The 18,893-nt window shown below is 58.5% G+C and carries 22 protein-coding genes; 14 read left to right on the top strand and 8 right to left on the bottom strand.

Annotated features, from left to right (window positions below):
- The first annotated feature begins 71 nt into the window (after positions 1-71).
- Together ACYZT9_RS01375 and ACYZT9_RS01370 are read left to right on the top strand one after the other, a co-directional pair.
- Positions 72-503 carry an OsmC family protein gene (locus tag ACYZT9_RS01375; protein ID WP_008152515.1) on the top strand — a complete coding sequence of 144 codons (432 nt, stop codon included), beginning with the start codon at positions 72-74 and terminating at the stop codon, positions 501-503.
- Positions 504-641: 138 nt separating this feature from the next.
- The gene (locus ACYZT9_RS01370) at positions 642-881 is read left to right on the top strand and encodes a DUF1161 domain-containing protein (RefSeq protein ID WP_462008222.1); all 240 of its coding nucleotides are present in this window, start codon (positions 642-644) and stop codon (positions 879-881) included.
- 6 nt (positions 882-887) lie between these two features.
- On the opposite strand, the gene ACYZT9_RS01365 is transcribed toward ACYZT9_RS01370, so the two are convergent.
- Entirely contained in the window at positions 888-1,310 is a 423-nt protein-coding gene (locus ACYZT9_RS01365) for a PA0061/PA0062 family lipoprotein (protein WP_462008221.1), read from the bottom strand.
- A gap of 41 nt (positions 1,311-1,351) precedes the next feature.
- The gene (locus ACYZT9_RS01360) at positions 1,352-1,774 is read right to left on the bottom strand and encodes a PA0061/PA0062 family lipoprotein (protein WP_462008220.1); all 423 of its coding nucleotides are present in this window, start codon (positions 1,772-1,774) and stop codon (positions 1,352-1,354) included.
- 60 nt (positions 1,775-1,834) lie between these two features.
- Between ACYZT9_RS01360 and ACYZT9_RS01355 the strand changes: the two genes are divergently transcribed.
- A complete protein-coding gene (locus tag ACYZT9_RS01355) occupies positions 1,835-2,926 on the top strand; it encodes an aminopeptidase (protein ID WP_462008219.1) in 1,092 nt (363 codons plus the stop codon).
- 93 nt (positions 2,927-3,019) lie between these two features.
- Here the strand turns inward: ACYZT9_RS01355 and ACYZT9_RS01350 are convergent, their stop codons facing one another.
- Both ACYZT9_RS01350 and ACYZT9_RS01345 read right to left on the bottom strand, forming a co-directional pair.
- Positions 3,020-3,670 carry an HAD family hydrolase gene (locus ACYZT9_RS01350; RefSeq protein ID WP_462008218.1) on the bottom strand — a complete coding sequence of 217 codons (651 nt, stop codon included), beginning with the start codon at positions 3,668-3,670 and terminating at the stop codon, positions 3,020-3,022.
- A gap of 44 nt (positions 3,671-3,714) precedes the next feature.
- Entirely contained in the window at positions 3,715-4,260 is a 546-nt protein-coding gene (locus ACYZT9_RS01345) for a gamma carbonic anhydrase family protein (RefSeq protein ID WP_462008217.1), read from the bottom strand.
- Between the two features lie 89 nt (positions 4,261-4,349).
- On the opposite strand from ACYZT9_RS01345, the gene prlC reads away from it, so the two are divergent.
- Together prlC and ACYZT9_RS01335 are read left to right on the top strand one after the other, a co-directional pair.
- On the top strand, positions 4,350-6,401 hold the full coding sequence (gene prlC, locus ACYZT9_RS01340) for an oligopeptidase A (RefSeq protein ID WP_462008216.1): 2,052 nt from the start codon (positions 4,350-4,352) through the stop codon (positions 6,399-6,401).
- Entirely contained in the window at positions 6,398-6,685 is a 288-nt protein-coding gene (locus ACYZT9_RS01335) for a YheV family putative zinc ribbon protein (RefSeq protein WP_462008215.1), read from the top strand. The genes prlC and ACYZT9_RS01335 overlap by 4 nt, the downstream gene beginning before the upstream one ends.
- A 45-nt stretch (positions 6,686-6,730) precedes the next feature.
- Here the strand turns inward: ACYZT9_RS01335 and ACYZT9_RS01330 are convergent, their stop codons facing one another.
- Complete coding sequence (locus ACYZT9_RS01330) at positions 6,731-7,372, bottom strand: phosphatase domain-containing protein (protein ID WP_462008214.1); 642 nt, start codon at positions 7,370-7,372, stop codon at positions 6,731-6,733.
- A 205-nt stretch (positions 7,373-7,577) separates the two neighbouring features.
- Positions 7,578-7,886, bottom strand: coding sequence for a hypothetical protein (locus ACYZT9_RS01325; RefSeq protein ID WP_462010298.1), 309 nt, complete (start codon positions 7,884-7,886; stop codon positions 7,578-7,580).
- 227 nt (positions 7,887-8,113) lie between these two features.
- On the opposite strand from ACYZT9_RS01325, the gene ACYZT9_RS01320 reads away from it, so the two are divergent.
- The 3 genes from ACYZT9_RS01320 to ACYZT9_RS01310 all read left to right on the top strand — a co-directional run bounded on the left by ACYZT9_RS01320 (position 8,114) and on the right by ACYZT9_RS01310 (position 11,763).
- On the top strand, positions 8,114-9,172 hold the full coding sequence (locus ACYZT9_RS01320) for a PA0069 family radical SAM protein (RefSeq protein ID WP_462008213.1): 1,059 nt from the start codon (positions 8,114-8,116) through the stop codon (positions 9,170-9,172).
- A 243-nt stretch (positions 9,173-9,415) separates the two neighbouring features.
- Positions 9,416-10,147, top strand: coding sequence for a carbonic anhydrase (locus ACYZT9_RS01315; protein WP_462008212.1), 732 nt, complete (start codon positions 9,416-9,418; stop codon positions 10,145-10,147).
- A gap of 89 nt (positions 10,148-10,236) precedes the next feature.
- Positions 10,237-11,763, top strand: coding sequence for a SulP family inorganic anion transporter (locus ACYZT9_RS01310; RefSeq protein WP_462008211.1), 1,527 nt, complete (start codon positions 10,237-10,239; stop codon positions 11,761-11,763).
- 122 nt (positions 11,764-11,885) lie between these two features.
- Here ACYZT9_RS01310 and ACYZT9_RS01305 read toward each other — a convergent pair whose 3' ends face one another.
- The gene (locus tag ACYZT9_RS01305) at positions 11,886-12,536 is read right to left on the bottom strand and encodes a hypothetical protein (RefSeq protein WP_462008210.1); all 651 of its coding nucleotides are present in this window, start codon (positions 12,534-12,536) and stop codon (positions 11,886-11,888) included.
- A gap of 370 nt (positions 12,537-12,906) precedes the next feature.
- Here ACYZT9_RS01305 and coxB point away from each other — a divergent pair, with 370 nt between their 5' ends.
- The 4 genes from coxB (at position 12,907) to ACYZT9_RS01285 (ending at position 17,306) form a co-directional block, all read left to right on the top strand.
- A complete protein-coding gene (gene coxB / locus ACYZT9_RS01300; RefSeq protein ID WP_462008209.1) occupies positions 12,907-14,034 on the top strand; it encodes a cytochrome c oxidase subunit II in 1,128 nt (375 codons plus the stop codon).
- An 82-nt stretch (positions 14,035-14,116) separates the two neighbouring features.
- Entirely contained in the window at positions 14,117-15,703 is a 1,587-nt protein-coding gene (gene ctaD, locus ACYZT9_RS01295) for a cytochrome c oxidase subunit I (RefSeq protein ID WP_461956485.1), read from the top strand.
- 138 nt (positions 15,704-15,841) lie between these two features.
- The gene (locus tag ACYZT9_RS01290) at positions 15,842-16,393 is read left to right on the top strand and encodes a cytochrome c oxidase assembly protein (protein WP_462008208.1); all 552 of its coding nucleotides are present in this window, start codon (positions 15,842-15,844) and stop codon (positions 16,391-16,393) included.
- A 25-nt stretch (positions 16,394-16,418) separates the two neighbouring features.
- Positions 16,419-17,306, top strand: coding sequence for a cytochrome c oxidase subunit 3 (locus ACYZT9_RS01285; protein ID WP_462008207.1), 888 nt, complete (start codon positions 16,419-16,421; stop codon positions 17,304-17,306).
- Between the two features lie 4 nt (positions 17,307-17,310).
- Here ACYZT9_RS01285 and ACYZT9_RS01280 read toward each other — a convergent pair whose 3' ends face one another.
- On the bottom strand, positions 17,311-17,514 hold the full coding sequence (locus ACYZT9_RS01280) for a twin transmembrane helix small protein (RefSeq protein WP_462008206.1): 204 nt from the start codon (positions 17,512-17,514) through the stop codon (positions 17,311-17,313).
- 70 nt (positions 17,515-17,584) lie between these two features.
- On the opposite strand from ACYZT9_RS01280, the gene ACYZT9_RS01275 reads away from it, so the two are divergent.
- Together ACYZT9_RS01275 and ACYZT9_RS01270 are read left to right on the top strand one after the other, a co-directional pair.
- Positions 17,585-18,325, top strand: coding sequence for an SURF1 family protein (locus ACYZT9_RS01275; RefSeq protein ID WP_462008205.1), 741 nt, complete (start codon positions 17,585-17,587; stop codon positions 18,323-18,325).
- A complete protein-coding gene (locus ACYZT9_RS01270; RefSeq protein ID WP_462008204.1) occupies positions 18,291-18,884 on the top strand; it encodes a hypothetical protein in 594 nt (197 codons plus the stop codon). Before ACYZT9_RS01275 ends, ACYZT9_RS01270 begins: the two co-directional genes overlap by 35 nt.
- Positions 18,885-18,893 lie beyond the last annotated feature (9 nt).

Here is an 18,893-nt window from a genome sequence, read left to right as displayed (position 1 = left end):
TATCCTCAGAACCCTAGCAACCGAAAACCACGAAGGCGCGACACTCCGCGCCGGAACTTGAGGAGGCAGACATGGCGATTACCAAGAAAGCATCAGCGCATTGGGAAGGTGACCTGAAAACCGGCATCGGATCGATTTCCACGGAAACCGGTGTTCTCAGAGAAGCACCCTACGGCTTCAAGGCCCGTTTCGAGGGCGGTAAAGGCACCAATCCGGAAGAGCTGATCGGCGCGGCCCACGCTGGCTGTTTCTCCATGGCTTTTTCGATGATTCTCGGCGACGCCGGTCTCAAGGCTGACAGCATCGACACCAATGCCGAGGTCACACTGGACCAGGTGGACGGCGGGTTCGCCATCACGGCAGTGAAATTGATCCTCAAGGCAAAAATCCCTGGGGCGACCCAGGCGCAGTTCGAGGAGCTGAGCAATAAAGCCAAAGAAGGTTGCCCGGTGTCCAAAGTGCTGAATGCGAAGATCAGTCTGGATGCCACACTGGTCAGCTAGATCCGTGTTATCGCGATAAGTGATCGCAGCCTTCGACAGGCTGCGATTTTTTTGCGCTGAAACAAAACCCGGCTGGCGTGACTGTGGTCGAATAAATGACAGCAGCGAAAACGCGTGCGCCTCAAAGGAGCTTCATCAATGAAACGTTTTGCCCTCATGATTTTCTGCAGTGCGTTGGCGACCTCGGCGTACGCAGCGCCCAAAGATTGCGAAGAATTGAAGAACGAGATCGAAGTGAAGATTCAGGCGAACGCGGTGCCTTCCTACACGCTAGAGATTGTTTCCAAGGAAGAGGCCGACAAGCATGACGTCGCCATGGTCGTCGGCACTTGTGATTACGGCACCAAAGCCATCATTTACCAGAAGAACGACCGCTGATTCGCCTCACATGAGGCAATAGGATTCTCGATCTTCAGCGACTATCTCGCGCTTGGCGTTGTACAACCGGGCGCCGGGGGTGAACGCTATCGAACGGCCTTCCAGCACATAACGCTGCCCCGCTTCGAAATGATCGTAGTTGATGGTCAGGTAGCACAACCGTTCGGAGGGGCCGTTCATCATACCCAAGCCCCCGCCACCGGGCACTTCAAAGTCGAATCGAACGATCAGCTCATGGCTACCCGGCGTCACTTGGAAAAAACGCCCATCACGCAATCGCTGCTTGTCCAGTCGTTCCGCCATCAGCAACTTATCATTGGGGAATGGCGTAGAAAATTCGACCCAGGCCATCTGTGGATTAACCGCCGGCAATGGGCTCTGGCAACCGGCGAAGGTGCCTGCCACGAGCAATAGCAACAACCTGCGCATGATGAATGTCCCGAGGATTGGTCAATTCAGCATAGCGCCGATCAGGTGCGTTGGCAGCCTGCCGGTGTGCCTTGGCCTATCACCTTTCGCTGTCGATCATAGAGCTTGGCCCAAGGCCGGAAACCGATATTCCCTGCCTGCAGTTGATATTTCTCACCCGCGTTGAAGCTGTTGAATTTCACATTCAGTTGGCAATCCCGCCGCAGCGGCTCTGCGTCAGGCCCGATATTGCTCGGTTCGACCGGAAATTGATAACGCACCGTCAACTCGTGGCTGCCGGGCTGAACCTCGAAATAGCGCTTGTCGGAGGCGGCCTTGTCATCGACTTCCAGCGCCTGCAGCGCGGTGTCTTCCTGCTGTGATTCGAGATCGATCCACGCTTGAGCGGGATCGTGGTGAGGTAATCCAAATCCTGCACAGCCTGTCAGCATCAACAGACCTCCCGTCAGCATCATCTTGCGCATAGCGGAGCTCCAGTCAGGCGGGATAGTCTTGCGAACAGACTCTCCAGGGATGATTTTATTTTGATCAAGCCGCGTCCAAGCCATGGGTTACTTGATCGCGTTTTGCGCGTTTTGTTTCCGGGTGTGTTGCTTTTGTTGCTCAATGGTTGCGCCAGCGTCAGCTATTACGGTCAATTGGCCAGTGGTCAACTGCAGTTGCTGCGAGCCCGGGAACCGGTTTCTGACGTGATTGCCGATCCGTCTCGCGACCAGAAGCTGCGTGTGCATCTGGCTCAGTCACAGAAGGCGCGAATGTTCGCCAGCCAGCAACTGCATCTGCCAGATAACCAGAGTTACCGTTTATACGCGGACATTGGCCGACCGTTCGTAGTCTGGAACGTGTTCGCCACGCCGGAATTCTCCCTGACGCCGAAAAATCATTGTTTCCCCGTTGCCGGTTGCGTGGCCTATCGCGGCTATTACAGCCAGAGCGCGGCCCGTGGCGAAGCAGCATTGCTGCGACTGCAAGGTATGGACGTGTCGATTGGCGGTGTCGAGGCTTATTCGACGCTCGGCTGGTTCAACGATCCGATCATCAGTTCGATGATGGGCTGGGGGGATGAGCGGTTGGCGACCTTGATCTTCCATGAGTTGGCGCACCAGCGCTTTTATGTGAAGGACGACACCGAATTCAACGAGTCTTTTGCCACGTTCGTGGAGCAGGAAGGCACTCGGCAGTGGCGTGCGCATCGCGGGTTAGCGCCGGACAATGGCGCTCCCGCGCAGCGGCGGGATCAGTTTATTCAGTTGGTTCTGGACACCCGTACGCGGCTAGAACGGCTTTACGTTCAGCCGTTGGCCGCGGAGCAAATGCGCCAGCGTAAAGCTGAAGAGTTCGAACGACTACGCAGCGAGTACAGCAAGGTGCGAGACAGCCAATGGGCCGGAGATAAACGCTATGACGCGTGGATCAACGCGCCGATGAACAATGCCCGGTTGTTGCCGTTTGGGTTGTATGACCAATGGGTGCCGGCGTTTGCGGCGTTGTTCAAACAGGGAAGTGGGGATTGGGTGGCGTTTTATGCGGCGGTGGAAAGGCTTGGCGAGTTGCCCGTAAAAGAGCGGAAGGCGGCATTGAAAGCCTTGGCGGAATCGAACACTTCCGGCGACTGAATGGGCCTCTTCGCGGGCAAGCCCGCTCCCACAGGGATTTGTGCATGTCGCAGATCCACTGTGGGAGCGGGCTTGCTCGCGAAGGCGATTTAACTAGCGCTGCAAAAACGCCTGATGCATCTCCTCCAGCGTTTCAAAATGATAGGTCGGCGCTTCTGCGCTCAGCTCTTCCCGGCTGCCAAAACCATACCCCACCGCCGCCGCGTCCAGTCCATTGCTGCGCGCACCGATCAGGTCGTGTTTACGGTCGCCAATCATCAGGGTGGTGGCCGGGTCCAGACGTTCTTCGGCCATCAGGTGGGCGATCAGCTCGACCTTGTTGGTCCGCGTGCCATCCAGTTCGCTGCCGTAAATGACCTTGAAGTGTTTGGCAAAGTCGAAGTGCCGGGCGATTTCCCGGGCGAAGATCCACGGCTTGGAGGTCGCGACGTACAGCTGGCGACCCTGGTCGCCCAGGGTTTCAAGCAGCGGCGTAACACCATCGAACACGCGGTTTTCATACAGGCCTGTGACCTTGAAACGCTCGCGATAGAAGTTCACCGCCTCCCAGGCTTTGGGCTCGTCGAAGTCGTAGAACTGCATGAACGCCTGCAACAACGGCGGGCCGATGAAGTGTTCCAGCCTGGTCAGGTCGGGTTCATCGATCCCCAGTTTGCTCAGGGCGAACTGGATCGAGCGGGTGATGCCCTCGCGCGGGTCGGTCAGGGTGCCATCGAGGTCGAACAAAACAGTTTCGTATTGCATGGAAAATCCTGAGCCAGTGCGAGACGCTTTCCGTTATCAGAGGCTTAAAGCTGATCGTAGCCTTCAGCCAGATGCAGATCCTTGAGCTTCACGTAATTCGCCGCGCTGTAGGTGAAAAAGGCGCGTTCCTTGTCAGTCAGCGGACGGATCTGTTTCACCGGACTGCCTACATACAGAAAGCCGCTTTCCAGTCGTTTACCCGGCGGTACCAGGCTGCCGGCACCAATAATCACGTCATCTTCAACCACCGCACCGTCCATGACGATGCTGCCCATGCCGATCAGTACCCGGCTGCCCACGCTACACCCGTGAAGCATGACTTTATGCGCGACGGTCACATCGTCGCCGATCAGTAGCGGAAAGCCATCGGGGTTGAACGGCCCGGCGTGGGTGATGTGCAACACACAACCATCCTGAACGCTGGTGCGTACGCCAATGAGGATGCGGTGCATGTCGCCGCGGATCACCGTCAGCGGCCAAACGGAGCTGTCATCGCCGATTTCGACGTCGCCGATTACCACCGCCGAGCTGTCGACAAAAGCGCCTTTGCCCAGCAGCGGCGTGTGGTTCTGATACTTGCGAAGGGTCACGATAGGGTTTCTCTCTGTTGCCGATAGCTGCGGTGAGCGTCGATTGTAATTAAGATGGCCGCATGTTTCTTCCAGCCAAGGTGCCAACCGTGAGCGTGAACAACCCTCTTCTGCAGTCCTACGACCTGCCGCCGTTCTCGGCGATCCGTGCCGAACACGTGCAACCGGCCATTGAAAAGATCCTGGCTGACAACCGCGCCGCGATTATCGAGATCCTCAAAACCCAGGGCAAACAACCGACCTGGGCCGGCCTGGTGCTGGCGATGGACGAACTCAACGACCGTCTGGGCGCTGCCTGGAGCCCGGTCAGTCACTTGAATGCCGTGTGCAACAGTGCCGAATTGCGCGAAGCCTACGAGTCCTGCTTGCCTGCCTTGAGCGCCTACTCCACCGAACTGGGTCAGAATCGCGAATTGTTCGAGGCTTTCGAAGCCTTGGCCAAGAGCCCGGAAGCCGCCGGTTTTGACGTTGCGCAGAAAACTATCCTGGAACACTCCCTGCGTGACTTCCGTCTGTCGGGTATCGATCTGCCGGAAGCTGAGCAAAAACGTTACGCCGAAGTGCAAAGCAAATTGTCGGAACTGGGCAGCCGCTTCTCCAACCAACTGCTCGACGCGACTCAAGCCTGGACCAAGCACGTTAACGACGAAGCCGCCCTCGCCGGCCTGACCGATTCGGCCAAGGCGCAAATGGCCGCCGCTGCCCAGGCCAAGGGTCTGGAGGGCTTCCTGATCACCCTGGAATTCCCGAGCTACTACGCGGTGATGACCTACGCGCAAGACCGTGCCCTGCGCGAAGAAGTCTACGCCGCCTACTGCACCCGCGCGTCTGACCAAGGACCGAATGCCGGCCAGAACGACAACGGCCCGGTCATGGAAGAAATCCTCGACCTGCGTCAGGAACTGGCCAAACTGCTGGGCTTCGCCAGTTTTTCGGAGCTGAGTCTGGCCACCAAAATGGCTGAATCCAGCGATCAGGTACTGGGTTTCCTGCGCGACCTGGCCAAGCGCAGCAAGCCCTTTGCCGCCCACGATCTGGAACAGCTCAAGGCCTACGCCGCCGAACAAGGCTGCCCGGACCTGCAAAGCTGGGACAGCGGTTTCTACGGCGAAAAACTCCGCGAACAACGTTACAGCGTTGCCCAGGAAGCCCTTCGCGCCTACTTCCCGATCGATAAAGTGTTGAGCGGTCTGTTCGCCATCGTTCAACGTCTGTACGGCATCGAGATCGCCGAGCAGAAAGGCTTCGACACGTGGCACCCGGACGTTCGCCTGTTCGAGATCACGGAAAACGGCCAGCATGTCGGCCGCTTCTTCTTCGACCTCTACGCCCGCGCCAACAAGCGCGGTGGTGCGTGGATGGACGGTGCCCGCGACCGCCGCCGCACCGCTGAAGGCTCGCTGCAAAACCCTGTGGCCAATCTGGTGTGCAATTTCACCCCGGCCGACAGCGGCAAACCAGCGCTGCTGACTCACGACGAAGTGACCACCCTGTTCCACGAATTCGGTCACGGCCTGCATCACCTGTTGACCCGCGTCGAGCACGCGGGCGTGTCCGGCATCAACGGCGTGGCGTGGGATGCGGTCGAGTTGCCAAGTCAGTTCATGGAAAACTGGTGCTGGGAGCCGGAAGGCCTGGCGCTGATCTCCGGTCATTACGAAACCGGCGAGCCACTGCCCCAGGACCTGCTGGAGAAAATGCTCGCGGCGAAGAACTTCCAGTCCGGGCTGATGATGGTTCGTCAGCTGGAATTCTCGTTGTTCGACTTCGAACTGCATGCCACCCACGGCGATGGCCGCAGCGTGCTGCAAGTGCTCGAAGGCGTGCGAGACGAAGTGTCAGTCATGCGCCCGCCGGCTTACAACCGCTTCCCGAACAGCTTCGCGCACATTTTTGCGGGTGGTTATGCGGCGGGTTACTACAGCTACAAGTGGGCTGAAGTGCTGTCGGCCGACGCCTTCTCGAAGTTCGAAGAGGATGGCGTGCTCAATGCTGAAACCGGCCGCGCCTTCCGCGAAGCGATCCTGGCGCGCGGTGGTTCTCAGGAGCCGATGGTGCTGTTCGTCGACTTCCGAGGCCGTGCCCCGTCGATTGACGCACTCTTGCGCCACAGCGGCCTGAGTGAGGACGCAGCAGCATGAGTGACGGGCCTGTGAAGACAAAAAAACGCTTCATTGCCGGGGCGGTCTGCCCGGCGTGCAGCGAGCCGGACAAGTTGATGATGTGGAACGAAGACGACGTCCCGCATCGCGAGTGCGTGGCCTGCGGGTATTCGGACACGTTGAATGAACAAGGCCTGTCCGTGCCCAAGGAATTGGGTACGCGGGTCAATACTTCGGCGCTGAAAGTGCCGGACGCCAAGGTTCAAGCCGTGCAGTTTTTCCCGAACCCGAAGCTGAAGAAAAAGCCTGACGAACAGCACTGAGTACAGCGAGCACCTCCCACAGCGCAATGCCGTGGGAGGTGGTGTCTACTCGACGTGGGCGGACTTGAACCAGTTTTTCATCGAACACGCGGCAAACGGGCTCGTGCTGCACTCCCCGTTGGTCAGCGCAGTGCGCAACTTGTCGGCATCGGCCTGCATCATGTAACGAACACCGTCCCGGAAGTGGGTGCTGTCGCCAAAGCCACCTTGAGTCATCTCGCTCAGCGCGTCTTCCTTGCTCCATCCCTGCACGACCACCCGGTACATGGCGGCCATCAGACCAGTCCGATCCGAGCCGTGTTTGCAGTGCATCAGGACCGGGCCTTTGGCCTCGGCGCTCTGAATGGCACGAAGGGACCTGAGCACATCCGCATCATCCACGTGATTGGTACGGTAAGGCAGTTGAACCTGATCGATACCGGGCGTGGCCAGCCAGCTTGAATCGGATTCGGGCAGGAAATTGATTACCGTGGCGACCTTGAGCTTCGCCAGCAAGGGAACGGCTCCTCGGTCGGGTAATGCGCTGCGGTAGAGGGTCGGGGACATCTGGAAGAGGTTGTATTGAACCTCTACCGGTTGAGCCCACTCCGAAGGACGGGTCACGACCGTCTCGTCAGCATGAACAAACGTCAGGTAGAACAGTGCAACCAGCGACAGACACATCGCAGGAATAAGGCGTGGGGACATGTTCGGCGACCGTATTGAGAGGCGGGGGTGACGACGCCACAATGGGCCTTGAGCGGTCAAAGGTCCGTGAGCCCCCTGTCAAAGAATCGTGAATCAGCGCCCATTGAATCCGAGCTTTTCAACAACACCTGCGATGGCTCACTCGACACACCCATCACAACTAAGCCTGCATGAGTGTTCGCACAGGCTTAGTTGACAAACATACTTACGGATTGACGATACTGGAATAAGCGTTTACCAAAGCCAGTAGCTTCGCCTTGTCGTCACTGTCAATATCGCCGTCTCCGTCCACATCGCTGTTAATAGCTTTGATGCTGAAAGACCGGCCACCGTCATTCGAGATCGCCGTCACGTAGACAGAATCCACAAGTGCCTCCGTCGGCTCTTGATTTACGGGGTCCCAGCCCGTCACTTTGCGAGCAAGTTGCATGGCGACTTGTGCTTCCCGCGGATTGGTAACGCTTGGCGCCAACAATTGTAAAAAGATACCGCGCTGATTAAAAACGACATTGATTAATTCCTTTTAATGAGTAATTCACGAAGACCTCGTGTGCCGCGAATAGTACTTACAGGATTTACTTTCAGGCTAACCGTTATATGTTTCCCGGCATTGCGCAAAGTTGCACTTCCCGATTAACCCCGCGTCAAAAAAGTAGACAGGCCCACCAGAGCGCCGAACGGCACTGGCCGGCTCGCTCGACCTCCGATACTGTATGCACATACAGCAACGAGTATTAATCGATGAGCACTCCCTTGCCACCCCGCGGTCGCGGCACCGCCATCAATCCGCACAACCGCTTCGCCCCGAACCGTTCGGTGGCCGAGGACGATGGCTGGTATCAGGAAGCGCCAATGACCCAGGGCACGGAGGTGCGCATCGAGACCGCGAAAACCATCATCACCCGCAACAATTCGCCGGACCTGCCCTTCGATCGCACGATCAACCCTTACCGTGGCTGCGAACACGGGTGCATCTACTGCTATGCGCGGCCGAGTCATGCGTATTGGGATATGTCACCGGGACTGGATTTCGAAACCAAACTGATCGCCAAGACCAATGCTGCCGATGTGTTGGAAGAACAGCTGTCCCGGCGTGGTTATCAATGCGCGCCGATCGCCCTGGGCGCCAACACCGATCCGTATCAGCCAATTGAACGCGAGTACAAAATCACCCGCAAAACCCTGGAAGTGTTGTTGCGTTACCGGCATCCCGTGACCATCGTCACTAAAGGCTCGCTGATTCTGCGCGACCTGGACCTGTTGGCCGAACTCGCCGAACAACGGCTGGTGGCGGTAATGATCAGTCTCACCACCCTGGACGATGAACTGAAACGTATCCTGGAACCCCGAGCCGCTGCACCGAAGGCCCGTCTACGGGCGATCCGTGTGATGCGTGAAGCTGGAGTTCCGGTAGGTGTGCTGTGTTCGCCAATGATTCCGATGATCAACGACAGCGAGCTCGAAGGCCTGCTGACCGAGGCGCAGGCGGTCGGCGCCCAAAGTGCGGCCTACATGATGTTGCGCCTGCCACTGGAAGTGGCGCCGTTGTTCGAGGAATGGCTGGCGGCCCACTACCCTCTACGTGCCGCTCATGTCCTGAGCCTGATCCGCCAGAGCCGCGGCGGTGAGCTCTATGACAGTCGGTTTGGCAGTCGGATGCGTGGCGAAGGTCCATTTGCCGACCTGCTGGCGCAACGGTTTGCCAAAACCATCAAACGCCTGGGGCTCAATCGCCGGGAAGGGTTCAATCTGGATTGCGAAGCCTTTTGTCCGCCGGGTCGCCAGATGTCGTTGATTTGAGGACAATGGGCCTAGGGTTGCGTCGCGGGAATCGCTCAGCGTAGTCAGGCTGGTCACATTTTTTGTAACCTGGAACACACGTTTTAGAGCGGTTGATTCAGTTTGAGTTAAGTTTCGGCAGTTACCTTCTTCATCGAGTGACTGGACGGGTCGAAATTCTCGCCCGAATGTTTTTAAACAGACACTGGCTTCACACCGGACAAAACGGGAAAATCCCCTGACTCCGCCAAAGAGGATGAATTCATGAGTGACAAGGATAAACAGCCGTTGGCTGTGTCGGCTTCCGCCCAACCGGAGGCGGAAACCGCCGATGCAGCGCTGAAGCATATCGTTGACGGTTTTTTGCATTTTCATCATGAGATCTTTCCGCAGCAGGAAGAGCTCTTCAAAAAACTCGCCACGGCCCAACAGCCACGGGCAATGTTCATTACCTGTGCCGACTCGCGCATAGTGCCCGAGCTGATTACCCATAGTTCGCCGGGTGATCTGTTCGTGACCCGCAACGTTGGCAACGTCGTACCGCCTTACGGTCAGATGAACGGTGGCGTTTCCACCGCCATCGAGTACGCGGTGCTGGCGCTGGGCGTACAGCACATCATCATCTGCGGCCACTCCGATTGCGGCGCGATGCGTGCAGTGCTCAATCCCGATAGCCTGGAAAAAATGCCCACGGTCAAGGCCTGGCTGCGGCATGCGGAAGTCGCGAAAACCATGGTGCACGACAACTGCAATTGCACTGACGAAAACGAGACCATGCAGGTCCTCACCGAGGAGAATGTGATCGCCCAATTGCAGCACTTGCGAACCCATCCTTCAGTAGCCTCGCGCATGGCGAACGGTCAACTGTTCATCCATGGCTGGGTCTACGACATCAAAACCAGCGAAATCAAAGCTTACGACGCGGATCAGGCTTGTTTCCTGCCCCTCGATGGCAGCCATCCGACTCCGGTGGCGACGCCCAAAGCGCGCTTCTAACGACTCCTAAATCCTGTGTGGTTTGGCCGAGGCTGCTGATCAAGCAGCCTGGCTTTGCCATGCCTGAAGAAAACTTCGGGAGAATCAACATGCGTGCTGCGCAACTCAAAACTGTTCTGCCACGGGAGCTGCTCGCTTCAGTGGTCGTGTTTCTGGTCGCCCTGCCGTTGTGCATGGGCATCGCCATCGCCTCGGGATTACCACCCGCCAAAGGCCTGATCACCGGGATCATCGGTGGTCTGGTCGTGGGCTGGCTCGCGGGTTCGCCACTGCAAGTCAGCGGTCCGGCGGCGGGTTTGGCCGTTCTGGTGTTCGAACTGGTGCGCCAGCATGGCATCGACATGCTCGGGCCGATTCTGCTGCTGGCGGGTTTTCTGCAATTGGTCGCTGGACGCTTGAAGCTGGGCTGCTGGTTCCGGGTAACAGCGCCGGCGGTGGTTTACGGCATGCTCGCCGGGATTGGCGTGCTGATCGTGTTGTCACAGGTGCATGTGATGCTCGACGCTGTGCCCAAACCGTCGGGGCTGGATAACCTGGCGGCCTTTCCGGCCGCCGTCGCGCAAGCCTTGCCTTCCTTTGGTTGGCAGGCAGGTCTGCTCGGGATCGCAACAATAGCGGTGATGTACCTGTGGGAAAAACTCCGCCCACACTCCCTGCGCTTCATTCCGGGAGCGCTACTGGGTGTAGGTCTGGCGACTCTCGCCAGCCTGATGCTCGCTTTACAGGTCAAACGCGTGGAAGTCCCGGCCAATCTGGCAGAAGCCATCGACTGGCTGAAACCGGCGGACTTGCTCAATCTCGCTTACCCGACTTTGCTGATCGCCGCGTTCGCTGTCGCCTTCATCGCCAGTGCCGAAACCCTGCTGTCCGCCGCTGCGGTGGACCGCATGCACAACGGTCAACGCTCGGACTTCGACCGGGAATTGTCGGCTCAGGGTGTCGGCAACATGCTCTGCGGCCTGCTCGGTGCACTGCCAATGACCGGCGTGATCGTCCGCAGTTCTGCCAACGTGCAGGCCGGTGCTACCACACGAATGTCGACCATATTCCATGGTCTGTGGCTGCTGGCGTTCGTTTTGCTGTTGTCGAGCGTGCTGCAAAGCATTCCCGTGGCGAGTCTGGCGGGTGTGCTGGTTTATACCGGTTTCAAGTTGGTAGACCTCAAAGCCTTTCGCGGTCTGGGCCGATACGGCCGGATGCCGATGTTCACCTACGCTGCAACGGCGCTGGCGATCGTCTTTACCGACTTGCTGACGGGCGTGTTGATCGGCTTCGGCTTGACCTTGGCCAAGCTTGCGTGGAAAGCCTCACGGCTGAAGATCAGCCTGATCGATCTGCCCAAGGACGGCGAAATGGAGTTGAGATTGATTGGGGCTGCGACCTTTCTCAAGGTGCCGGCTTTGACTCAGGTGCTGGGGACCATTCCCGCCGGTGCGACGGTGCATGTGCCGCTCAATAACCTGAGCTACATCGATCACTCGTGCCTGGAGTTGTTGGAGGAATGGGGGCGAGCCAATGCAGCGAAGGGTTCGACGCTATTGATTGAAGCGCGGGGGTTGAAGCGCAGGCTGGAAGGGCGTTTACGAACCAATACGGGTGTTGGTGCGGCTGGCTGAAAATCCCTGTGGGAGCGGGCTTGCTCGCGAATGCGTCAGACCGGTCGATAATGATGTCGGCTGTCCCAACGCATTCACGAGCAAGCCCGTTCCCACATTTGTTACGGGGGTGGCCTTTGGATTTACGCAGCAGGCTGGTCTAGCTCAAGGCCCACGCCCAACCGGCGCGACATGCACGGCCAGCGCTTCCACGCAGCGCCGGTATCCGGGCTGCTGAGCTTCTCGCGGTAGGCCTCCACCGACTCCAGCGCAAAGCTATCGTCGTCAAGCATGTTGTCCACCGCGTGGTGCACCACTTCATCCAGTTGGTTGGCAAACTCCTCACCTATCAGTTGGTGAGCAATCAGGTTGGCGACAGTCATGTCCAAGGGGATCAGTGGCTGGCCTAAGTGCTTGATGTACAGGTCGTTGACCTCTTCAACCAACCGATGCGCCAGATAGGCTTCGTCCAGCAGGCTGTCGAGCCCTACGTGACCGGCCATGATGTCCGGCGGCTGGAGAAAGTATTGTTCGGCAATTTTCAGCACCGGTTTGATCTGTGACTCGATACCCGCTTCCCTGGCGACTTCGTTGGCTGCATCCAGCAGATCAGGAACCTCATTGATGTAGGCGATGACAAAACGCGTCAGCACGCCGTTGGCGTCAGCCTCCGGTAACTGAATCGATGGGTGCAGCTGAGGCAGTTTACTTTCCAGTTGACGCGTCAACAGGCCAGTCTCGGCCTCGTGTTGTTGGGCTTTTTGGATCTGCTCGCGCAATGCGGCGGTGTTCATGAAAACTCCAGGAAACAAAGGCAATGAAATAGGGAAGACATAACTTAGCTGGCTTACGAAAAAGGCTAAGACGCATTTGTCATAATTGTTTCATCCTTGAGACACCAAAGTTATATCCATTTGCCACCACTCGTCCGCATCCTTCTCCATTCGGGACCTGGAACGCAAGTCCCGGCTGTTTCAGATCATTTACGCCGTCACATTGCGAGGTGCCAGTCGCTGTCTATACTCGGGTGGGAATGGAGTTAGCTGATGACGCCCGACTGCGCACGCAGCAAGGCCGGCGATTCAAGTTCGTAGTCTGAAAAAGCCGCTCCCTTGCCGCAGGTGAAAGCCGGCGGGATAACAAGAACGATAAGGGGAACCCGCAATGATGCGACATCCACACGTCTGGATGGGCCTCCTGTTGTGGTCGATTTTCGGTCAGGCGCAAGCCGCCTGGACTGTGAATATGGCGCCTGGAGCGACTGAAATCAGTCACGCAGTATTCGACCTGCACATGACCATTTTCTGGATCTGTGTAGTGATCGGCATCATCGTCTTCGGCGCCATGTTTTGGTCGATGATCCTCCACCGCCGCTCGACGGGGCAGGTGGCCGCGAAATTCCATGAAAGCACTACCGTCGAAATCCTCTGGACCATCGTGCCCTTCCTGATTCTGGTGGCCATGGCGGTTCCTGCCACCGCGACCCTGATCAAGATGTACGACGCCAGTGAGCCGGATATCGATATCCAGGTCACCGGCTATCAGTGGAAATGGCACTACAAATACCTGGGCCAGGACGTCGAGTTTTTCAGCAATCTGGCCACGCCCGCCGATCAGATCCATAACAAGGAAGCCAAGGGCGAGCATTACTTGCTCGAGGTCGACAAGCCGCTGGTGCTGCCGATTGGCGCCAAGGTGCGTTTCCTCGTGACCTCCGCCGACGTCATCCACTCCTGGTGGGTGCCTGCCTTCGCGGTCAAGCGCGATGCGATCCCGGGGTTCGTCAATGAAGCCTGGACCCGCATCGACAAGCCCGGCCTTTACCGTGGGCAGTGCGCCGAATTGTGCGGCAAGGACCATGGCTTCATGCCGATCGTGGTTGAGGTCAAGGAAAAGGCCGACTTCGAAAATTGGCTGGGCGAACGCAAGGCCGAGGCCCTGCAGCTCAAAGAGTTGACCAGCAAGGAATGGACCCTTGACGAGCTCAAGGAGCGCGGCGACAAGGTCTATCACACCTCTTGCGTTGCCTGTCACCAGGCTGAAGGCCAGGGCTTGCCGCCGATGTTCCCGGCGCTCAAAGGCTCGAAAATCGCCACCGGACCGATCAAGGATCACCTGAACATCGTCTTCCACGGCAAGCCTGGCACGTCCATGGCAGCGTTCGGCAAACAGCTCTCGGAAGTCGATATCGCAGCGGTCGTGACCTACGAACGTAACGCCTGGGGCAACAACAAAGGCGACATGGTCACACCTAAAGAAGTGCTGGAGCTGAAACAGGCGGAAAGCAAATGACCCGGTCTATTGCGCATATAAGGAACCGGTCGGGGCTGCGAGCCCCGGCCTGCCCAGCCCATCTGTTTGCAGGAGACACGCCATGAGCGCCGTCATCGATGACCATGGTCATGCCGACCACGCCCACGGTCCCGCCAAAGGCCTGATGCGCTGGGTGTTGACCACCAACCACAAGGACATTGGCACACTGTACCTGTGGTTCGCGTTTTCCATGTTCCTGTTGGGCGGTTCGTTTGCGATGGTGATTCGCGCCGAACTGTTCCAGCCCGGTTTGCAGATCGTCCAGCCGGAATTCTTCAACCAGATGACCACGATGCACGGCCTGGTAATGGTGTTCGGTGCGGTGATGCCGGCGTTTGTCGGCCTCGCCAACTGGATGATTCCGCTGATGATCGGCGCACCGGACATGGCCCTGCCAAGGATGAACAACTTCAGCTTTTGGCTGCTGCCGGCGGCGTTTATTCTGCTGGTGTCCACTCTGTTCACCCCCGGCGGTGGACCGAACTTCGGCTGGACGTTTTACGCCCCACTGTCGACGACCTACGCGCCGGAAAGCGTGACGTTCTTTATCTTCGCTATCCACTTGATGGGGATCAGTTCAATCATGGGTGCGATCAACGTGATCGCGACCATCCTCAACTTGCGCGCCCCCGGCATGACGCTGATGAAAATGCCGCTGTTCGTCTGGACCTGGCTGATCACCGCGTTCCTGCTGATCGCAGTCATGCCGGTACTGGCGGGTTGCGTGACGATGATGCTCATGGATATTCACTTCGGCACCAGTTTCTTCAGTGCCGCCGGTGGCGGTGATCCCGTGTTGTTCCAGCACGTGTTCTGGTTTTTCGGGCACCCCGAGGTGTACATCATGATCCTGCCGGCCTTCGGCGCTGTCAGTTCGATCATTCCGACCTTCTCGCGCAAGCCATTGTTCGGCTACACCTCGATGGTTTATGCGACGGCGAGCATCGCGTTCCTGTCGTTCATCGTCTGGGCGCACCACATGTTCGTGGTCGGCATTCCGCTGGTGGGCGAGTTGTTCTTCATGTACGCCACGTTGCTGATTGCCGTACCGACCGGGGTGAAGGTGTTCAACTGGGCCAGTACCATGTGGCAAGGCTCGCTGACCTTCGAGACGCCGATGCTGTTCGCCGTGGCGTTCGTGATCCTCTTCTCCATCGGCGGGTTCTCCGGGCTGATGCTGGCCATCGCCCCGGCGGACTTCCAGTACCAGGACACGTACTTCGTGGTCGCGCATTTCCACTATGTACTGGTCCCGGGGGCGATCTTCGGGATCTTCGCCTCGGCCTACTACTGGCTGCCGAAATGGACCGGCCACATGTATGACGAAACCCTCGGCAAGCTGCATTTCTGGCTCTCTTTCATCGGCATGAACATGGCGTTCTTCCCGATGCACTTCGTGGGTCTGGCGGGTATGCCGCGGCGTATTCCTGACTACAACCTGCAATTCGCCGACTTCAACATGGTGTCGTCGATCGGTGCGTTCATGTTTGGCGCCACGCAGATCTTCTTCCTGTTCATCGTGATCAAGACCATTCGCGGCGGCGAGCCAGCACCGGCCAAACCGTGGGATGGGGCCGAAGGCTTGGAGTGGAGCATCCCGTCACCGGCGCCATATCACACCTTCACCACGCCGCCGGAAGTGAAATGAACAGCCTCAGCCCTGTAGGAGCGAGCTCGCTCGCGAAAAACCTGAGAGCGACGCGGGGTATCAGGTCTCCAGCGTTATCGTTGACGACCATCGCGAGCAAGCTCGCTCCTACAGGGGCAGGTGTAGAGGTTAGAAATCATGGCTGATTCTATTTCGATGAAGAAGCTGGTCACGCGCCTGTTGCTGGTGGTGGTGGCGATGTTTGTCTTCGGGTTCGCTCTGGTGCCGATTTACGACGTGATGTGCAAGGCGTTCGGCATCAACGGCAAGACCGCCGGGCAATATGAAGGCGAGCAAACCGTCGATACTTCGCGGCAAGTCCGCGTGCAGTTCCTGTCGACCAACTCCGCCGACATGTCCTGGGACTTCTATCCCAAGAGCGACGAACTGACCGCCAACCCGGGCGCGGTGAACGAGATGATCTTCATCGCGCACAACCCTACCGATCGGCCAATGAGCGCCCAGGCCGTGCCGAGCATCGCGCCGAGCAACGCCGCGGCATATTTCCACAAGACCGAATGTTTCTGCTTTACCCAGCAAGTGCTGCAGCCCGGTCAACGGATCGAGATGCCGGTGCGTTTCATCGTTGACCGTGACATGCCCAAGGATGTGAAGCACCTGACGCTGTCCTACACGCTGTTCGATATCACCGCCCGACATCCGCCGGTGGCTGTAAATACTGGCGGCTGAGCGTGCCCGATAAGGAGAACAATAAATGGCAACTCATGAGCACTATTACGTACCGACCCAGAGCAAGTGGCCGATCATCGCCACGGTCGGCATGTTCGTCACCGTGTTCGGCCTGGCGACCTGGTTCAACGACCTGAAGGCTGCGCGGCCGGAATCCCACGGCCCGCTGATCTTTTCCGTCGGCGGCCTGTTGCTGGCTTACATGCTGTTCGGCTGGTTCGGCACGGTGATCAAGGAAAGTCGCAGCGGCTTATACAGCGCGCAGATGGATCGTTCGTTTCGCTGGGGCATGAGCTGGTTCATCTTTTCGGAGGTAATGTTTTTCATCGCCTTCTTCGGTGCGCTGTTTTATGTGCGGCAAGTCTCCGGTCCGGCGCTCGGCGGCGAAGGCGCCAAAGGCCTGGCTCATATGCTCTGGCCGAACTTCGAGTTCGTCTGGCCGTTGCTGAACAACCCTGACTCGAAACTGTTCCCGCCGCCGAAGGAAGTCATCAGTCCGTGGGGCCTGCCGCTGCTTAACACCGTGTTGCTGGTGAGTTCCAGCGTGACCGTGACCATCGCCCACCACGCCTTGAAAAAAGGCCATCGCGGGGCGCTGAAAATCTGGTTGGCGATCACCGTATTACTGGGTTGCGCGTTCCTTGGCTTTCAGGCCGAAGAGTACATCCATGCTTACAAGGAACTGGGCCTGACCCTGGGTTCCGGTATCTACGGCGCGACGTTTTTCATGCTGACCGGGTTCCACGGTGCCCACGTCACCATGGGCACCATCATTCTGTTCGTGATGCTGATGCGGGTCATGCGCGGGCACTTCGATAACGAGCACCAGTTCGGCTTCGAGGCAGCGAGCTGGTATTGGCACTTCGTGGACGTGGTGTGGATCGGGCTGTTCGTTTTCGTCTACGTGCTCTGAGGTTCTACCAGGGCACATGCGACACCAACTGGCCGCTGAGAAACCCCCAGGCGATCAAGCCGACGGTGATGGCGGCCAGGGCAACGCGAACACTCAAGGCAATGACGAGGCGGTTCGAGCTGCTGCCGTCCTTGACCAGAAAAAACAGGCCGCTGAACAGGCTGACAACCGTGGCAATCAGCATCAGGACGATGGCTGCTTTGAGCATGGTGGAACTCCGGGGGACAGGCGATGCACTTGAGTATAGCTATCGCGACTACCGACTTTCTGGCGACGCCATGAAGCGCTTTCGGCCGGGCGTCGTACCAACGCTGGTGGTCGCCCTCCTGCTGCCGTTGCTGGTGTCGCTCGGCTTCTGGCAACTGAGCCGGGGTGCGGAGAAAAGCGCGCTGCTGCACACCTACGCCGAGCGCCGTGCCGCCGCACCGATGCCCAGCACTGAACTGCCACACACCGAGGATCCGGCCTTTCGCCGGGTTCGCCTGCACGGCCAGTTCGATGCGGCGCACAGCCTGTTATTGGACAACCGTCAGCGCGACGGCAAGGTGGGCGTCGAGCTGCTGCAACCGTTTCAAGATCAGGTGACAGGGTTGTGGCTACTGGTCAATCGCGGCTGGCTGCCATGGCCGGACCGGCGCATCCCCGCGCAATTCACCACACCGACTCAAGCATTGAGCCTGGAGGCCTGGGTCTATGTTTCGCCCGGCGCGGCCTTTCAATTACAGGCTGATCCGAACACCACGACCTGGCCTCGGTTAGTCACCACCGTCGAGCCTTCGAAGCTCTGGGGGGCGCTGGACCGTGAAGGTTTTGCCTACGAATTACGCGCAGAAACCGGCCCCGCGTCCTACCAGGCCGACTGGCCGGTGGTGGCCATGGGGCCGGAAAAACACATCGCTTATGCCGTGCAGTGGTTCGCCCTGTCGATCGCCCTGCTTGGCCTCTATCTCTATCTCGGCTGGCACAACGCAAAGGAGAAACACCATGGGAGCGGCCATGAATCCACCCAGCACGTCTGAGGCGAAAACGCCGGCGAATCGGCGCAAGGGTCGCTTGCAGTTGTTGCTGATCCTGCTTGGGGTGATCGGTCCGATGATCCTCGCCACCGGCATGTACAAACTGCAGTTCTGGGTGCCAGAGGGTCGCAGCTATCACGGCGAACTGATCGGCAACGGCCAGACCCGCGCAGACCTCGGTGTACAGGCTCAGGAGGAGCGCTGGCAGTTGCTGGTCACCGCACCGAAGGACTGCTCGGTGGACTGCCAGCAATTGGTGTATCTGGCACGACAAATCCAGATCGGCCTCGGCCGCGACGCGTCCCGCGCCAGCCATGCACTGGCAGCCGCGCAACCACTGAGCAGCGACTACGACGCCAAGCTGACCCGTGAATACCCACAACTGCAACGCTATCCCATGGACCTGACCACGTTCAGCAAGACCACGGGCGATCAAACCGTGCCGCAGCTGTGGATCATCGACCCGCACGGCAATCTGGTGCTGCGCTACGGCCCGACCGTGAAGGGCAAGGACCTGCTCAACGATCTGCGTCATCTGTTGAAACTGTCGAACATCGGATAAGGGCATCCG

It is taken from the genome of Pseudomonas sp. ZT5P21, from assembly GCF_054897785.1.
This window is presented reverse-complemented; position numbering and strand designations above follow the sequence as displayed.

Coding starts and splice junctions, on each gene's coding strand:
- ACYZT9_RS01375 (WP_008152515.1), top strand. CDS start 72: ATGGCGATTACCAAGAAAGCATCAGCGCATTGGGAAGGTGACCTGAAA.
- ACYZT9_RS01370 (WP_462008222.1), top strand. CDS start 642: ATGAAACGTTTTGCCCTCATGATTTTCTGCAGTGCGTTGGCGACCTCG.
- ACYZT9_RS01365 (WP_462008221.1), bottom strand. CDS start 1,310: ATGCGCAGGTTGTTGCTATTGCTCGTGGCAGGCACCTTCGCCGGTTGC.
- ACYZT9_RS01360 (WP_462008220.1), bottom strand. CDS start 1,774: ATGCGCAAGATGATGCTGACGGGAGGTCTGTTGATGCTGACAGGCTGT.
- ACYZT9_RS01350 (WP_462008218.1), bottom strand. CDS start 3,670: ATGCAATACGAAACTGTTTTGTTCGACCTCGATGGCACCCTGACCGAC.
- ACYZT9_RS01335 (WP_462008215.1), top strand. CDS start 6,398: ATGAGTGACGGGCCTGTGAAGACAAAAAAACGCTTCATTGCCGGGGCG.
- ACYZT9_RS01330 (WP_462008214.1), bottom strand. CDS start 7,372: ATGTCCCCACGCCTTATTCCTGCGATGTGTCTGTCGCTGGTTGCACTG.
- ACYZT9_RS01320 (WP_462008213.1), top strand. CDS start 8,114: ATGAGCACTCCCTTGCCACCCCGCGGTCGCGGCACCGCCATCAATCCG.
- ACYZT9_RS01315 (WP_462008212.1), top strand. CDS start 9,416: ATGAGTGACAAGGATAAACAGCCGTTGGCTGTGTCGGCTTCCGCCCAA.
- ACYZT9_RS01310 (WP_462008211.1), top strand. CDS start 10,237: ATGCGTGCTGCGCAACTCAAAACTGTTCTGCCACGGGAGCTGCTCGCT.
- ACYZT9_RS01305 (WP_462008210.1), bottom strand. CDS start 12,536: ATGAACACCGCCGCATTGCGCGAGCAGATCCAAAAAGCCCAACAACAC.
- coxB (WP_462008209.1), top strand. CDS start 12,907: ATGATGCGACATCCACACGTCTGGATGGGCCTCCTGTTGTGGTCGATT.
- ctaD (WP_461956485.1), top strand. CDS start 14,117: ATGAGCGCCGTCATCGATGACCATGGTCATGCCGACCACGCCCACGGT.
- ACYZT9_RS01290 (WP_462008208.1), top strand. CDS start 15,842: ATGGCTGATTCTATTTCGATGAAGAAGCTGGTCACGCGCCTGTTGCTG.
- ACYZT9_RS01285 (WP_462008207.1), top strand. CDS start 16,419: ATGGCAACTCATGAGCACTATTACGTACCGACCCAGAGCAAGTGGCCG.
- ACYZT9_RS01280 (WP_462008206.1), bottom strand. CDS start 17,514: ATGCTCAAAGCAGCCATCGTCCTGATGCTGATTGCCACGGTTGTCAGC.
- ACYZT9_RS01275 (WP_462008205.1), top strand. CDS start 17,585: ATGAAGCGCTTTCGGCCGGGCGTCGTACCAACGCTGGTGGTCGCCCTC.
- ACYZT9_RS01270 (WP_462008204.1), top strand. CDS start 18,291: ATGGGAGCGGCCATGAATCCACCCAGCACGTCTGAGGCGAAAACGCCG.